16 protein-coding genes are annotated in these 14,066 nt (G+C 65.8%); 6 read left to right on the forward strand and 10 right to left on the reverse strand.

Annotated elements, in window-relative coordinates; genetic code table 11:
- Window positions 1-22 precede the first annotated feature (22 nt).
- Genes GAK28_RS13820 through GAK28_RS13830 form a run of 3 tightly spaced genes read right to left on the reverse strand, consistent with a single transcriptional unit; the run spans window position 23 to window position 2,076 of the window.
- The gene (locus GAK28_RS13820; protein ID WP_291780099.1) at window positions 23-643 is read right to left on the reverse strand and encodes a PAS domain-containing protein; all 621 of its coding nucleotides are present in this window, start codon (window positions 641-643) and stop codon (window positions 23-25) included.
- Window positions 644-692: 49 nt separating this feature from the next.
- Window positions 693-1,400 (reverse strand): DUF899 family protein, encoded by a 708-nt coding sequence (locus GAK28_RS13825; protein ID WP_291780102.1) that lies wholly within the window; start codon window positions 1,398-1,400, stop codon window positions 693-695.
- Window positions 1,401-1,416: 16 nt separating this feature from the next.
- The gene (locus GAK28_RS13830) at window positions 1,417-2,076 is read right to left on the reverse strand and encodes a glutathione S-transferase family protein (RefSeq protein WP_291780105.1); all 660 of its coding nucleotides are present in this window, start codon (window positions 2,074-2,076) and stop codon (window positions 1,417-1,419) included.
- Window positions 2,077-2,180: 104 nt separating this feature from the next.
- On the opposite strand from GAK28_RS13830, the gene GAK28_RS13835 reads away from it, so the two are divergent.
- Together GAK28_RS13835 and GAK28_RS13840 are read left to right on the forward strand one after the other, a co-directional pair.
- Window positions 2,181-3,356, forward strand: coding sequence for an NAD(P)/FAD-dependent oxidoreductase (locus tag GAK28_RS13835; protein ID WP_291780108.1), 1,176 nt, complete (start codon window positions 2,181-2,183; stop codon window positions 3,354-3,356).
- Window positions 3,357-3,395: 39 nt separating this feature from the next.
- Window positions 3,396-4,427 (forward strand): L,D-transpeptidase, encoded by a 1,032-nt coding sequence (locus tag GAK28_RS13840; RefSeq protein ID WP_291780111.1) that lies wholly within the window; start codon window positions 3,396-3,398, stop codon window positions 4,425-4,427.
- Between the two features lie 54 nt (window positions 4,428-4,481).
- On the opposite strand, the gene GAK28_RS13845 is transcribed toward GAK28_RS13840, so the two are convergent.
- Entirely contained in the window at window positions 4,482-5,249 is a 768-nt protein-coding gene (locus tag GAK28_RS13845; protein ID WP_291780114.1) for a DNA/RNA non-specific endonuclease, read from the reverse strand.
- Between the two features lie 124 nt (window positions 5,250-5,373).
- Window positions 5,374-6,276 carry a LysR substrate-binding domain-containing protein gene (locus GAK28_RS13850; protein WP_291780117.1) on the reverse strand — a complete coding sequence of 301 codons (903 nt, stop codon included), beginning with the start codon at window positions 6,274-6,276 and terminating at the stop codon, window positions 5,374-5,376.
- A gap of 120 nt (window positions 6,277-6,396) precedes the next feature.
- Here GAK28_RS13850 and GAK28_RS13855 point away from each other — a divergent pair, with 120 nt between their 5' ends.
- Complete coding sequence (locus GAK28_RS13855) at window positions 6,397-7,266, forward strand: AraC family transcriptional regulator (protein ID WP_291780120.1); 870 nt, start codon at window positions 6,397-6,399, stop codon at window positions 7,264-7,266.
- Window positions 7,267-7,408: 142 nt separating this feature from the next.
- Here the strand turns inward: GAK28_RS13855 and GAK28_RS13860 are convergent, their stop codons facing one another.
- Window positions 7,409-8,128, reverse strand: coding sequence for a LytTR family DNA-binding domain-containing protein (locus GAK28_RS13860; RefSeq protein ID WP_291780123.1), 720 nt, complete (start codon window positions 8,126-8,128; stop codon window positions 7,409-7,411).
- Window positions 8,128-9,195, reverse strand: coding sequence for a histidine kinase (locus GAK28_RS13865; protein WP_291780126.1), 1,068 nt, complete (start codon window positions 9,193-9,195; stop codon window positions 8,128-8,130). The genes GAK28_RS13860 and GAK28_RS13865 overlap by 1 nt, the downstream gene beginning before the upstream one ends.
- Before the next feature lie 200 nt (window positions 9,196-9,395).
- Here GAK28_RS13865 and GAK28_RS13870 point away from each other — a divergent pair, with 200 nt between their 5' ends.
- A complete protein-coding gene (locus tag GAK28_RS13870; RefSeq protein WP_291780129.1) occupies window positions 9,396-9,893 on the forward strand; it encodes an alpha/beta fold hydrolase in 498 nt (165 codons plus the stop codon).
- A 100-nt stretch (window positions 9,894-9,993) separates the two neighbouring features.
- On the opposite strand, the gene GAK28_RS13875 is transcribed toward GAK28_RS13870, so the two are convergent.
- Window positions 9,994-10,416, reverse strand: a complete 423-nt coding sequence (locus GAK28_RS13875) for a GNAT family N-acetyltransferase (protein WP_291780132.1) — start codon at window positions 10,414-10,416, stop codon at window positions 9,994-9,996.
- 139 nt (window positions 10,417-10,555) lie between these two features.
- On the opposite strand from GAK28_RS13875, the gene GAK28_RS13880 reads away from it, so the two are divergent.
- Window positions 10,556-10,831 carry a hypothetical protein gene (locus tag GAK28_RS13880; protein WP_291780134.1) on the forward strand — a complete coding sequence of 92 codons (276 nt, stop codon included), beginning with the start codon at window positions 10,556-10,558 and terminating at the stop codon, window positions 10,829-10,831.
- Between the two features lie 9 nt (window positions 10,832-10,840).
- Here GAK28_RS13880 and GAK28_RS13885 read toward each other — a convergent pair whose 3' ends face one another.
- Window positions 10,841-11,239 carry a cupin domain-containing protein gene (locus GAK28_RS13885; protein WP_291780137.1) on the reverse strand — a complete coding sequence of 133 codons (399 nt, stop codon included), beginning with the start codon at window positions 11,237-11,239 and terminating at the stop codon, window positions 10,841-10,843.
- Between the two features lie 115 nt (window positions 11,240-11,354).
- Complete coding sequence (locus tag GAK28_RS13890) at window positions 11,355-12,656, reverse strand: aromatic amino acid transport family protein (protein ID WP_291780142.1); 1,302 nt, start codon at window positions 12,654-12,656, stop codon at window positions 11,355-11,357.
- A gap of 391 nt (window positions 12,657-13,047) precedes the next feature.
- Here GAK28_RS13890 and GAK28_RS13895 point away from each other — a divergent pair, with 391 nt between their 5' ends.
- Entirely contained in the window at window positions 13,048-14,025 is a 978-nt protein-coding gene (locus tag GAK28_RS13895; protein ID WP_291780145.1) for a LysR family transcriptional regulator, read from the forward strand.
- Window positions 14,026-14,066: the final 41 nt, after the last annotated feature.

Below are 14,066 nucleotides of genomic sequence, written 5' to 3' on the forward strand. Positions count from 1 at the left end.
AGGATCGCGCGCAAGCGCGCTCCTACAGGGCGGGGTCTCTCACCCGTTTCAGCGACTTGTAGAGCGTCGCTCGCGATACGCCAAGCACGCGCGCGATGTAGTTCGCCGCGTGCCGGATGTCGAACAGGCCGCGTTCGTCCAGCTGCGCCACCAGCGATTCGCGCTGGGCGATGTCCAGCGCGGCCAGGCTGCTGCCCTGTTCGCCGAGGAAGGCCGCGACGAGATCGTTGATCTCCTCGCGCCAGTCCTCGCGGAACAGTACGGCGGGGCGCGGCGCGGTCTCGGCGAATCGCAGGAAGTCCTTCGATAACGCATGCATCGCCTCGAACATGCTCACGTCGATGTTGATGCAGAGCATGCCCACGGGCTTGCGGCGACCGTCGCGTAGCACGGCGGTCACCGATTTCATCGGGCGTCCATCGGCGTTGGTCTTCGGGTACGGACCGATCACCGCGTCGTCCAGTGCGGTGACGTCGCCGATATCGTTGAGCGAATCGTCGCCGGGCGAGCGCCGCGACAACCGATTCGCGATATGCCGGATGCGGCCGGTGCCGAGGTCGTGGATGACAACCTCGGCATGTGGCTTGAGCACCGCCGCGATGGCGTCGGCGACGGGAACGAAGGCGGCGAGGAAATCGGTCATCCGGCGATCATGGTCGCCGCAAGACTTTCTGTCCAGGCTGGACTTCTGCTCAGTCCTTGTAGTCCAGGCTGGGATACCAGGTGGGTTTGCGGCCTTCCGGCGTGCAGTCGAGCACGGTCCACAGGGGCATCAGGTCGGGTGCGCCGCGTGGATCCTGGCCCGGGTCCGAGGTCTCGTCGCCCATCTCGCCGGCCCAGAACAGGCGGATGACGCCGTCGCGCCGGGTGAAGACGTTGAACGCGGAGATGTCGCTGCCGTCCTTGGCGATGGCGTGGTAGTCGCGGCTGAAGGTTCCGTGGGTGTCGCCGTAGAGCTTCAGGTGATGCCAGCCCCGTTCGCGAGCGAAGGCCTGCATCCGCTCGTAGGGCGAGCGCGAGATCACGGCAAGCGCGACATTGCGTTCGATGTCCGCCGCCTCACCGTCCCAGGCGCTCAGCAATGAGGTGCACATGGGGCAGGGGCGTTCGCGTTGCGGGCCGTACATCCAGCTGTAGGTCACCAGGGTGTCCTTGTCACCGAACAGGCCGGCAAGGTCCGTGGCACCGTGCGCGCCGGTAAAACGGTAGTCGCCCTGCGCCTCGCCGCCGGGCGGAAGCGCGCGTCGCAGTTCGGCCACGCGTTCGATGTGGCGACGCAGTTCGATTTCCTCGGCGAGCAGTGCGTTGCGGGCGGTGCGATACGCAGTGCTCTCGTTGGGCATGCGATAGGTGTTGCGGGCGGCCAGTTCCGTGGCCGGAACAAGGGATTGGGCGCTCATGTCGGTCTCCTTCGGGTCAGTCGCGGTCGGGGGCGCCGAGCGGGAACAGCGGGCGATAGGGCCGGGCCTCGTCAACGGCGCGGGCGAACGAGGGGCGGGCGAGCAGGCGGCGGCGATAGGCATGCACCTGCGCGAAGCGCGGGTCGATGGCATGCGTCCAGTCCGCGTAGAACAGGAACGGCGCGGCGCCGCAGTCGGCAAGGCTGAAGCGGTCGCCGGCGGCCCATTGGCGTCCGTCCATGTGGCGGTCGAGCCACGCGTAGGCGGTATCCAGCATCTGTCGGCATTCCTCGACGCCGCGAGGATCGCGCTGGTGCGCCGGGCGTATCGCGTCGAAGACGATTCGTTGCTGGGGCGTGGAGATGTAGTTGTCGAAGAAGCGGTCCATGCCGCGCACTTCCAGGGCGGCGCGGGGATCCTCCGGCAGCATCGGCGCCGGCCCGGGATGGTAGAGCTGGAGGTATTCGATGATCGTGCTGGCCTCGGTCACCGTGCGGTGGCCGTCGACCAGCACGGGGAATCGACGGATGGGCCAAAGTTCGGCGAACTCGGCGTAAACGTCGGGGTGCTCCGGCGAAAGCATCTTCCACTCGAACGGCGTGCCGTTTTCGTAGATCGCCGTCAGCGCCTTCTGGCAGTACGACGAGAAAGGATGGGCATAGAGCTTCAGGGTCATCGCGGTGGCCTCGGTGGCGTGTCGGTTACCTGATGACGTCGAACGGGCGGTGTCGTTTTCGACAAACGCCGCGTTGCTATCATCCCGTCGACACGGAGGAATCGATGAGAGTAGGGATCGTAGGCTACGGCACGGCGGGTCAGGCTGCCGCCATCCTGCTGGGGCGACAGGGACACGAGGTCACGGTATTCGAGAAAAGTCCGGTACTGGGGCCGGTGGGGGCGGGTTTCCTGCTCCAGCCGACCGGACTGGCGGTGCTCGATCGCCTGGCGCTTGCCGAAAAGGCACTGGCCCTGGGCCAGCGTATCGACGAACTGCATGGCACCACGCCGTCCGGCCGGGCGGTCATGGCCATGCGTTACGCGGACCGGCGTCCGGGTTGCTTCGGCCTGGGCATGACGCGGGGCGCGCTATTCGAATTGCTGCGCTCGGCGGACGCCGGGGCGACGACGGTTCGCACGGGAATTCGCATCGTGGCCCACGACGAGGCGACGTCCTCGCTCCACGACGAGGAAGGCCACGTCCATGGCCCCTTCGACCTCGTCGTCGTCGCGGATGGTGCGCATTCCGTGCTGCGCCCGCATTGCAAGGGACAGGTCCGTCGCGAGTCCCTGTATCCCTGGGGCGCCGTCTGGTGCCTGCTGCGGGTCGACGACTGGCATGCCCATGAGCACCTCCTGCAACGCTATGCGGGCACGCGAACGATGATCGGCATGCTGCCGGTCGGTACGCGCCCGGGGCACGAGGGACGCTGGGTCACCTTCTTCTTCAGCCTGCCGGGCGATCGTGTCGAGTGTTTCGACGACGCGGCGCTGGACGATATGAAGCGCGAGGCGGTTGCGCTGTGGCCCGAGCTGGCGCCCCATCTTGCGTCGCTGGAGCGCGCCGATCAGCTGCACAAGGCGCGCTATCGCGACGTGGTGCTGCGTCGCCCTCATCACGGCCACCTGGTGGTCATCGGCGACGCTGCCCACGCGATGAGCCCGCAGTTGGGGCAGGGCGTCAACATGGCGCTGCTGGACGCCGAGGCCCTTGCCGATGCGCTGGCGGCACACGACGACATCGACAAGGCGCTTGGCGCGTATCGTCGTGGTCGTCATGCGCACGTGCGCACCTACCAGTTCATGAGCCGCTGGCTGACCCCCTTGTTCCAGTCGGACCATGCCTGGCTAGGCCCCGGTCGCGATGCCTTGTTCGGGCCGATGGGACGTCTTCCCGGCGTGCGTGGCACGATGCTGGGCATCCTGAGTGGCGAGGCGCGACTGCGCCGGAAGCACTGAACGGTCAGGTTCATCCGGATATCTGTGAGGAAGTGATCCATGGTTCGACGGTTCGTCGCGTTCACCCTGTCGCTGGCCCTGTGCGCATCCGCATCGGTGGCGGTGCCGTTCTGGGGAGCGAAGAAATCCAGTCCGGCGGAAACCCCGCCCACCTCGCTGAAACCCGGTGAGTGGATATGGGGCGGTCGTGGTGCCTCGCCCGGTCCGATGGCGGTGATCGTCAGCCTTACCGAGCAGCGTGCCTACGCCTACCGCAACGGCATCCTCATCGGCGTGACCACGGTCAGCACGGGCAAGAAGGGCTACGAGACGCCGACGGGTGTGTTCACCATTCTGCAGAAGGACAAGGACCACCATTCGAAGAAGTACGACAACGCACCGATGCCGTACCAGCAACGCCTGACCTGGGATGGCGTGGCGCTGCACGCGGGTGGCCTGCCGGGCTTTCCCGAGTCGCACGGTTGCGTGCACATGCCCACGGAGTTCGCGCGCCTGCTGTTCGATGCCACCAACATGGGCATGACCGTGGTGGTCGCGAAGGAAGGCGCGGCACCGGTGACCGTGGTGCATCCCAGTGCCGTGATTCCCATCGACCCGCGCAACGGAGCCGATCTGAAAGCGTCGCCGTTGGGTGATGGCGAGATGTTCCGCTGGCAGCCCGAGGCGTCGCCGACCGGTCCCATTTCCATGTTGCTGAGCGTGGTCGACGGTCGCGTGATCGTGTTCCGCAACGGCATCGAGATTGGCCGCAGTCGCATCGAGGTCACCGACCCGCTGGTGGGCACGCATGCCTTCATCGTGGCGGCGGGCTACATGCCGGATTCGCCGAAACGCGACGGCCTGCGCATGCCGAACTGGATCACGATCGGCATTCCCGGCCACGGCGACGAGGCCAACAAGGTGGTCGACGAGGCGCTCGTCGATCGCGTGGCGGTGCCGCGCGAGTTCATGGAGAAGCTGCTGCCGTTGCTCGTCCCCGGCTCGGTGCTGCTGGCCACCGACGAAAGCGTGCAACCATCGACGACCGGGCCGAAGCTCCAGGTCATCGATTCGGATCCGCCCCAGCCCTGAGTGGCCTGATACGAAGCGTCCGGCGCGTTCCGAAACGCGCCGGACGATCCGGGATTACTTCGGCAGCGGCAGCGAGATGGCGCGCGACTTCACCGTCGCGGAAAGCGCCGGGAACGGGTCGATACCCGTTTCGGTGATGATCGCGTTGATCGTCACCACGGTGCAGACGGGCGCGTCGACGTTCGAGCAACGCCAGGCGCCGGCACCGACGGACGGATCGTAGATCGCCTTCCAGGTGTAGTTCGGCACGATGACCGAGTCCGCACCGATGGTGTCGGGCGTCGGGCCGTCGAAGGCCGGGCCCGTCACGACGAAGACTTCGCCGTCGTTGGTGGCCATCGTGCGCACGGTCGTTTCGATGCGTTCCCACTTGCCGGTGTTCAGCGTGTGGCTCTGCGGCACCATGTTGGCGAGCGAGAAGCTCTGGCGCTGGGCAGTGGCGTTCGGCTCGTCGCCCGACGGGGTCATGTGGCCGCGATCGTAGCCGCTGCCCTTGTAGTCCGTCAGCTGGGCACGGTCCGCCACGGGAATGGCGGTCTCGGCGTGGAAGGCATCCTTGCGCGGGGTGTTCTGCGCATCGGCGATCTGCTGGGCGGTGAGGTGCTCGGCCGACCACAGCGGTCCCTTGGTCACGCCGGAGGCAAGCAGCGAATAGGCATCGAAGCACAGCGGGGTGGTGCGCTCGGCGAGCGAGGTATCGTTGAGGTCGGGCGCCGAGCCGCCCTGGAACAGTTGCGGGCATTGCGTATCCGACGCATGGACCGCACCACCGATAAGCAATCCGAAAACCACGCAGAACGCGCGCGCATGACGATTGAGCATGTGTTGTTCCCCATGAAAGCGACGGATCCCCCGTTCGCGAGGCCGACATTCTTGCCGCATCCGATGACGAATGCGGGACAAGGGCAACGTCGAAATGCGACGTCGCTCGCAATTCGAGCTTTCGTCAGTGCTCGAAGGCGTTGTCGCCGATCGTTTCGGCCAGGTAGTTCACGAACGACGCGATGCGCGCGGAGATGGCCGTGTTGCGGTAGTACACGGCATTGATCGGCTGGCGGACATCCTGCCGCAGTGTCGGCAACACCTCCACGAGCGTGCCCGCATCGCGATCCGTGCGAGTCATGAAGTCGGAAAGGCAGACGATGCCGTTGCCTTCCAGCGCAAGGTGGCGCAGCGTTTCGCCGCTGGACGAACCTATGGTTGGCTTGATGTGCAGGGGCTGGCGCTTCGCATCGAGCAACGGCCACTGGTTGAGCATGTCCAGCTCGGTGAATCCAAGCAGTGAATGCCGCGACAGGTCGGCCACCTTGCGTGGCGTGCCGTGTTTTTCAAGATAGGCCGGACTGGCCAGGCAGCGCAGGCGGCTGCTGCCGATGGGGCGCGCATGCAACGTGGAGTCGCGCAGGCGACCGATGCGCAGCGCGACATCGGTGCGCCGTTCGAGAAGGTCGATGAAGCCTTCGCTGCTGTGCAGTTCGAGTTCCACTTCGGGATAGCGCTCGCGGTAACCGGCGACCAGCGGCACCACCACGTGCAGGATGAAGGGCGAGGCGGCATCGACGCGCAGGCGGCCGGCCGGGCGACTGCGGCGCTCGGCCATCTGCTCCTCGGCATTCTCCACGGCGGCGACGATCTCGCGGGCGCGCTCCAGAAAGGCCTGGCCTTCGTCCGTGAGTTCGATGCGTCGGGTGGTCCGTCGCAGCAGGGTGGTCTTGAGCTTCTGTTCGAGTCGGCCGAGCGTGCGGCTGGCGGCCGAGATCGTCTGGTCGAGCTGCTGCGCGGCGCTGGTGATCGAGCCCGTATCGACGACGGTGATGAAGTTCTGGATCTCGTCGAGGGTGATGTTCATCGTTGCGTTCGGCTCAAGGATGAATCGCTTATACGCGGCTTTCAGGGCAAAAGTAAGAGGCGGTCTGCGAAGGCTGCCGAGGTAATTGTCGTGAAAGGTTGCGCCCGGGATCATGGCGCCATGCCCGCGTCCATCCATCCGCCCCGCTTCGACCCTGCCTGCGAACCCGGGCCGGACTGGGCCGCGCTGCGTTCGGAGCGGACCGACACGGTGGCGGGCGACGATGTAGGGCATCCGCTGGATGGCCTGCTGTCTACGCGTGTCTGGCTCGAAGTGCCCCGGTATGCGGGCAAGATCGCCCTGTCGACCACGCGCATCACGCTGGTGGCCTCGGGCCGGCTGCGCATCGGCCATCGCTCGGACGAGCCGCAGGCGTTGCCCGGGCAGGTGATCCTGTTTCGCCGCTGCGAGACGTATCGCGTGCATGGCGATTCGTTATCGGGCCATGTGATCAACCTCGACGTGCAGCCGGGCTATCTTCGCGACCTGGGCCTTGGCGAGGACGATATCGCGCTCGCGTTGGCGAATTCGCCGGGCGCCAACCTCGTGCTGTTGCGTCTGTTCCGCGAGTCGCGCACCCAGACGCACCACCTGCCCTGGGACGCCCGCGCCATGCTCGCGCAGTGGCTGGCGTCGTCCCAGCGCGTGGCGACCCACGCACCGACGCACTGGGCGGCGCGCCTGCGCACATACCTTGCCGAACACTGGAACGAACGCTGCCCGTTGACTGTGCTCGGCGAGGTCGCCGAATGTCATCCGGTGACGATCGCACGGTACTTTCCCATCCATTTCGGCTATACGCCACTGGATTACATGCGCCTGCTGAAGGCCGAACAGGCGGTATGCCAGTTGCTGCGCACCGGTCACTCGGTGACGGACATCGCCCATCGCTGCGGTTTCTCCGACCATAGCCACCTGACCCGCACGTTGCGTCAGTTGACCGGCCTCACGCCGGTGGAACTGCGCCGGCTTGGGCCCACGACACGCTGACGCGTGGGGCGGTCGTCTCAACACGATCTCCATCCCCGCTCCAACGAATCGCGACACGACGGGGCCATGCTCAGTTAAGGCCACCCCGGTGCCGTGCGCCCCGACCCCCGGACCCCGCTTGGCGGCGCCCGGGTGGCCTCCCTCACAGTCCGAGCGCGCCCCGTAGCCCGTCCACATAGGAGCGGCTGGCGCGAACGAGGGTGCCGTCGATCAGGCGTACGAGGCAGTCGCGATTCGACAAGGCTTCCAGTTCGGCGACGCGATCCACGCGCACGATGGTGGAGCGATGGATGCGGATGAAGCACGCCGGATCCAGCACGCGCTCGATCTGCTGCATGGTTTCCCGCACGAGGTGGACCCGATCGCCGACATGCAGGCCGACGTAATCGCCGCTGGCTTCGATCCATTCGACGTCCGATGTGCGCACCACGACGTCGCGATGGCCGAGGCGTGCCGTGAAGCAGCGGGCATACGGACCTTCGCGCACGCTGGTCGATGCGATGGGGTGCAGGTGTTTTCGTGCACGACCCAGTGCTTCGTCGAAACGGGCGTCGTCGATGGGCTTGAGCAGGTAGTCGACGGCGGCGGCTTCGAACGCACGCAGGGCGTACTGGTCGTAGGCGGTAAGCATGATCGGCAGCGGTCGCCGCTCGGCGGGCAAGGCGTCGAGCACGTCGAAACCGCTCAGCCCAGGCATGCGTACATCGAGAAAGGCGATATCGAAGGCCTGTTCCTTCAGTAGCTCGACGGCCTGCTCGCCGTCGCCACATTCCGCGATGGCCAGGACATCGTCATGGCGTTCCAGCCGGAGCCGGACGCCGCGTCGGGAAAGCGGTTCATCATCGACCACGAGCACGCGCATCAGGCGCCCTCCGGTGAATGGTCGACTCGGAACGGTAGCGCGATATCGACACGGCATCCGCCGTTGGCGGCGATTGCCAGCTCGACACGCTGCGCATCGCCATACAGCCTCAGCAGCCGCTCCCGGACGTTGTTCAGCCCGATTGCGCCCGGTCGTTCCGCTTCGCATCCCGCCGCCGGTGGGCCGTCGTTGCGGATGACGATGTTCAGCGTTTCTCCATCGCGCGCTACGCGCAGTTCGATATGACCCGGCTCGCGCAGGCGGGCGATGCCGTGCCGCACCGCGTTCTCCACGAGGGGCTGGATCAGCAGGCTGGGAACCCGGGCGCGAAGCACGTCAGGGCCCGCGCGCACGTCGAGTATCAGCCGCTCACCGAGGCGCGCTTTTTCGATATCCAGGTAGAGCGTGGTGGTGGCCAGCTCTTCCGCCAACGACACCTCGTGCGAGTGGTCGTCCTCCAAGGTGGTTCGCAGCAGGTCGCCCAGGGTGGCGAGCATCCGCGTGGCATCGTCGTTGCGCCGCTCGGTCACCAGCGCGGAGATCGCGTTGAGGGTGTTGAACAAGAAGTGGGGGTTAATCTGGTAGCGCAGCGCGCGAAGCTCGGCTTCGCGGGCGAGGGCCTGGGCCTCGTGCAGGCGCTCCCTTGCGCCGCGCAACTCGTACGCATGGGAGACGATGCCGTGGATGGCGCAGAAGGCGATGTAGGCGAGCCAGCAGCCGTCGAGGCCGGCCAGCGTACGGAACCAGCTGAAGCTCGGCAGGCGCCCCCAATGGATCGCCAGCAGCTGGATCACCGCATTGTTGAGCACCGAGAAGACGTAGCCGGCCGCCAGCATCACCAGTACCAGCGCCCACAGGGGGATGCGACGCCATAGTCCGCGCTGCAATGCCGTGAGCGGAACGCTCCACAGCACGAAGGCGATGACCAGGAAGGCGCGCACCGCGATGGCATGTTCGTAGCCAAGCTCCGCCAGGCCCACGACGGCCATGCACGCGATGATCGGCGACCCTGCGAGGATCGGCAGCAGGAACGGCACCTCATGGCGTCGCGACGGGAGAATCTTCAAGGCATGGGCTCAGCATGTGCGGGGGTGCGACGGCATCCTACTCCGCCGGCAAGGCGGTCGCCCGGCGCTTTCGCGGGAGTCGAACCCGGTGCGACGGTCCGTGCCCCGCATGCGACAGGACGCTTCATCGGGGGTGTTCGTGTCTCGTCACCGGTTCTGTCCTAGAATCGCCTTCTCCCACATGGGTCAAAGGATTCGCCATGTCGCCGAGCCGCCCCTTCGAGAACAAGCGTGTCGTCATCGTCCACGGCTACATGGCCTCGCCGACGGACCACTGGTTTCCCACGCTGACCCAGTCGCTTGAAGTCGAAGGCGCCCGCGTCGATGTGGTATCGCTACCGGAGTCCAACGCGCCGCGCGCGCAGGCCTGGGCGGCGACCTTGCAGGACGTGGTCCCGCATGTGGACGAAAACACCTTCATCATCGGTCACAGCCTCGGTTGCGTGACCACGTTGCGTCATCTCCAGTCCCTTCCGGCAGGCAGCCGCATCGGCGGCCTGGTGCTCGTATCGGGCTTCGACTGCACGCTGGATAACATTCCCGAACTGGCCGAGTTCACCCCGACACCATCGCGCACGACACGGTCCGTCGTCGCGCCGCGCACATCCTGTCGATCGTCTCGGACAACGATGACATCGTCGATCCGAAGCACTCGCACGATCTCGCCGAATCGCTGGGCAGCGACGTCCAGGTCGTGAAAGGCGGTGGTCACTTCATGGTGGCGGAAGGTTTCACTGCGCTGCCCGAGGTGCACCAGGCGCTGCGTCGGATGCTGTGACGCAGCGGCGCTGTCGCGCTTCAGGATGCCTCGAAGCGCTTGCTGAGGAAGTAGCGCGCGCTGCCGCGCGGATGGTCGGCGATGTCGCCGAATACCGTGTATCCGAGCCTTTCGTAAAAGGGGCGCGCCTGGAAGGCGAAGGTGTCCAGCCATGAGCCGACGCATCCCCGCTCGATCGCGAGTTTTTCGGCGGCCGCGACCAGTTTCGAACCCGTGCCCTGGCCACGAAGGGAATCGGGGACCGCGAGCAGTTCGATGAACAGCCAGTCCATCAGGATCTTGCCCCACAGGCCACCGATAGCCTCGCCGGCATCGTTCCGGATGAGGATCGCCACCATCTGCGTCTCTGCCGATGGGGCGTGTTGCCTGTTGTAGGCGACCAGGGGAGCGAGGATGGCGGCACGGTCCTCGGCGGTGGGCTCCTGGACGATTTCCAGTTCCATGGTTCGATTCCTGACAGCACGGCAGCACAGGTTATCGGATGGCCTGCGAACTGTCGTCGCCGCCACCGTGCATTCACTTCATGTCAGGGCTGGTAACATGCCTGAGCTGTCCAAGCGCAGGTCCCACGAAGATCCCGACATGACAGATCAGCCGCATATCCATTGCCCACTGTGCCTCTGGGAGCCCAAGGCCGAGAGTCGTTGGATCTGTGCGCCGGGCGAACCCGGCTCCGGATGCCGCACGAGTTGGCACACCTTCTGGACGGCGGGTTGCTGCCCCGGATGCGGGCACTTCTGGACGATGACGGCATGCCACGCGTGCAAGAAGTCGTCACCGCACGAATCGTGGTACCACTTTCCCGAGAAGGACGACATCCGCAAGGACGTCGAGGAAGAGGTCGGCGCTACGGCCTGATGGTCGGCGTCATTTCACCAACGCGACCAGCGGCTTGCCCTTGTCGACGATGTACGTCCCCAGTTCGGCGGCATTCGTGCTGCCCACGTTCCTGGCGCTGTGCACGACGCCCGCGGGTACGAACAGCACGTCGCCGGCCTTGAGCGTCACGGGTGGCTTGCCCTGCAGCTGATATTCGATGTCACCCTCGATGACGTAGATGATCTCTTCGCCCGGATGCCGGTGGTTCGGCGCGATCCTGCCTGGATCGATATCGACGCGGACCTGCAGTTCTTCCTTGCCCGGGATGCTGAGGTCGTTGCGCGAAAGGTCGGTGCGATGCACGCCGGAGGAGGGCGCTTCGGTGGCGGTTGCCTGCACGCCGACGAGGGCGAGCAGCGCGGGGATAGCAAGGCGGACGAGGTTCATGGACGTTCTCCGATGAGGGGCGTGTTGACGTTACCGCCCCGACGGATGCGCGTACGTAGCCGAATGTAACCCTGTGTAGCCTGCGCTCACCCGGATACCTTGGGCTACAAAATCCTCAGAGCCAGGCCAGCAGCGGCGAAATGCACAGCAACACGCCGATTACCACGATGAACACGAGATCGGCGCCACGGTAGCGCGACAGCGCCGGCACCCGGTAAACCAGCCACGCGGGAATCAGGCAGCCCAGCAGGCCGAAGATGGGGCTGCTGAGCGAGGTGAACGAGAGCACCGGCAGGTTGCCCACGATGGCCGTCCACGCGAGCAGTACCGCGAAGATCATCACGCCACGGGCGATCAGGGTGCGCGGCAGGCGCTCCGGTGCGATCCAGCGGCCGAGCAGGTTCACCACCATGCCCTGGCAGGCCTCGCGGAAACCGAGGTAGACGCCGAAGAACGCCGTCATCACCGCGAAGATGTTCAGCACCACGCCGACGACGCTGGCCCAGCTACCCGGGAAGATCTGCGCGCTGATCGCCAGTGCCGACACGTTCTGCTCGTAGGCTTTCACGGCATCCTCGTGGCCCATCGCGAGGGTGAACGACACCGCGTAGAAGAACACCGTGACGAACAGGATGCCGAAGGCGATGTTCATCGCCCGCAGCGCCTTGTGCCGGGCCACGGCGATCGACGTCTCGCGGGCGCGATAGGAGATCACCATCGGGCTGAGTGTCTGGATGAACAGGATCGAGGTGAGCGTGAAGGGCAGGGTGATCACCGCGTCCTTCACCAGATGCCCTGGCGATGGCGGTGTGCCCAGGTTGCCGACGTTCCAGCGCGAGATCATCAGGAAGCCGAGCGCGGCAACGATCAGCAGCTTGGTCAGCACCAGCAGCGAGGACAGGCGGAACAGCACCTTTTCGCCGCGCGAGGCGAGGCTGACGAGCACGACCATCAGGGCCAGCCCGTACCAGGGGCTGTCGGACCACAGGCCCTTCGTGAAGCCGAAACTGTGCAGGTACGAGGCGCTGTCGCGGGTGATCGCCGTGGCGTAGACGAACATCCATATCGTGAGCATCACGAAGTAGAGCAGGCCCAGCGCGACACCCCAGCCGCGGCCCAGGTAGCCGGCGATCATGCTCGGGTAGTCCTGGCTTTGCTTCGACTCCGCAAGCGTGTTGATGAACAGGCGCTGGAACAGATACATGCCGGGATAGCCGATCACGGCCGACAGCAGGAACACCCAGATCCCCATCAGGCCGACCTGCACCGGCAGGAAGACGATGCCGGCGCCGATGGCCATGCCGATGCTCATCATGATCCAGCCGATGTCGGTGCTGTCGAAGCGCGTGGCCTCGCGCCATTGACTGGCGCTCATGGGCGCATCGGCGGTGGCGGGGGAAGGGGTGGTGTAGGCCATCGGAACATCCTGCGACGGAGGGTGAAGACGCGGTGGACCGCCGGCGGATCATGCCGGGGGAAGCGTCGTGTGTTCGGGGAGAGGGCGGCGAAGGGCCGCGTGCGTGGAGCGTCAGCCGTGGCGACGACAACAGGAACGACCGACCAGGCGACACGGCAGGGCCGTGAAGGGCGTCGGGAAGTTCGTCGTGTCGATGTCCACAGTGCTCATCGGGGGAATCACGCCAGGGGGAAGTCCGATCCCGGGGATCGGCGGGTCCCCATTCTGCGGTATCGCGGCACCGGGTTGTCAACGGATGGGTGACCTTGCCGTTCGCCAGGCCGGACCTGTGCTATTCCTGTGATCGCGATAGCCGGACAATTCCCCGTTTCTGACGGAGCGACCCATTCCGATGGCACGCCGGACGATCCATCGCGACGAGCGGCCCGAGAATCCGTCGGACAGCCATGCCATGCCCCCGGTGAACCGGGTCTCGGGCATGCTCGACGACCTGAACGAACTGCGCACGTTCCAGCTGATCCTGGCCCACAGCAGCCTTTCCGGCGCGGCACGCGCCCTGGGCGTGGGCCTGGGCGTCGTGAGCAAGCGGCTGGCGACCCTCGAACGCCGGATCGGCCAGCGCCTTATCCACCGCACCACGCGGCGCCTGGTCCCCACCGACGAAGGGCTCGCGCTGGTTGCCTACGTCGAGCGCATGCTCGCGGAACTGGATGCGGCAGAGCGGTATCTGTCCAGCGGCAACGAGGAACCGACGGGCATCCTGCGCGTGGGCTGCACGACCACGTTCGGCGGCATGCATGTGGCGCCGGTCATCGCTGAACTGGTCGCGTCCCATCCCGCGTTGCAGATCGAGCTGGTCATGGAGGACTGGCCGCAGGACCCCATCTCGGGCCAACTCGACGTGGCCATTTACCTCGGACGCATCCCCGACAACACGTACGTCGCGAAAAAACTGGTCGACAATCGCAGGATCCTGGTGGCCTCGCCGGATTACCTTGCCAGGCAAGGTCGTCCGGAGATCCCTGCGGACCTGACGGGGCATGTTTGCCTGCGCTGGTTCGATGGCCGCATGCCCTGGAAGCTCACCGGGCCGGACGGCCAGTACGTGGAACTGGTGGCGCCATCGCGCTTGCGTGCAAATCACGGCGATGTCATCCACCGTTGGTGCCTGGAAGGGCGGGGCATCATGTTCAAGTCCTGCGTGGATCTGGTGGAGGATCTCGCCGCGGGGCGGCTGGTCCACCTGCTGCCGGACTGGTACGAAGAGGCATCGATCTGCGCGTTGCTTCCTACCCGCAGGCACATGTCCCCCAAGATACGTGTGTTCCTCGATGCGATGGCGGCGCGTCTTGCACGTTATTGCGCCTGATATCGGTTTCTCTACCCCGTTTCCATAGTCCATGTTCCGGT

The organism is Luteibacter sp. (assembly GCF_009912395.1).
Lineage (GTDB): Bacteria > Pseudomonadota > Gammaproteobacteria > Xanthomonadales > Rhodanobacteraceae > Luteibacter.

Excerpts from the sequence above, each read along its gene's own strand:
- GAK28_RS13875 (WP_291780132.1), bottom strand. The coding sequence starts at position 10,416 with ATGGAACTGGAAATCGTCCAGGAGCCCACCGCCGAGGACCGTGCCGCC.
- GAK28_RS13860 (WP_291780123.1), bottom strand. The coding sequence starts at position 8,128 with ATGCGCGTGCTCGTGGTCGATGATGAACCGCTTTCCCGACGCGGCGTC.
- GAK28_RS13890 (WP_291780142.1), bottom strand. The coding sequence starts at position 12,656 with ATGGCCTACACCACCCCTTCCCCCGCCACCGCCGATGCGCCCATGAGC.
- GAK28_RS13845 (WP_291780114.1), bottom strand. The coding sequence starts at position 5,249 with ATGCTCAATCGTCATGCGCGCGCGTTCTGCGTGGTTTTCGGATTGCTT.
- GAK28_RS13830 (WP_291780105.1), bottom strand. The coding sequence starts at position 2,076 with ATGACCCTGAAGCTCTATGCCCATCCTTTCTCGTCGTACTGCCAGAAG.
- GAK28_RS13880 (WP_291780134.1), top strand. The coding sequence starts at position 10,556 with ATGACAGATCAGCCGCATATCCATTGCCCACTGTGCCTCTGGGAGCCC.
- GAK28_RS13855 (WP_291780120.1), top strand. The coding sequence starts at position 6,397 with ATGCCCGCGTCCATCCATCCGCCCCGCTTCGACCCTGCCTGCGAACCC.
- GAK28_RS13870 (WP_291780129.1), top strand. The coding sequence starts at position 9,396 with ATGTCGCCGAGCCGCCCCTTCGAGAACAAGCGTGTCGTCATCGTCCAC.
- GAK28_RS13820 (WP_291780099.1), bottom strand. The coding sequence starts at position 643 with ATGACCGATTTCCTCGCCGCCTTCGTTCCCGTCGCCGACGCCATCGCG.
- GAK28_RS13895 (WP_291780145.1), top strand. The coding sequence starts at position 13,048 with ATGGCACGCCGGACGATCCATCGCGACGAGCGGCCCGAGAATCCGTCG.
- GAK28_RS13825 (WP_291780102.1), bottom strand. The coding sequence starts at position 1,400 with ATGAGCGCCCAATCCCTTGTTCCGGCCACGGAACTGGCCGCCCGCAAC.
- GAK28_RS13885 (WP_291780137.1), bottom strand. The coding sequence starts at position 11,239 with ATGAACCTCGTCCGCCTTGCTATCCCCGCGCTGCTCGCCCTCGTCGGC.
- GAK28_RS13850 (WP_291780117.1), bottom strand. The coding sequence starts at position 6,276 with ATGAACATCACCCTCGACGAGATCCAGAACTTCATCACCGTCGTCGAT.
- GAK28_RS13835 (WP_291780108.1), top strand. The coding sequence starts at position 2,181 with ATGAGAGTAGGGATCGTAGGCTACGGCACGGCGGGTCAGGCTGCCGCC.
- GAK28_RS13840 (WP_291780111.1), top strand. The coding sequence starts at position 3,396 with ATGGTTCGACGGTTCGTCGCGTTCACCCTGTCGCTGGCCCTGTGCGCA.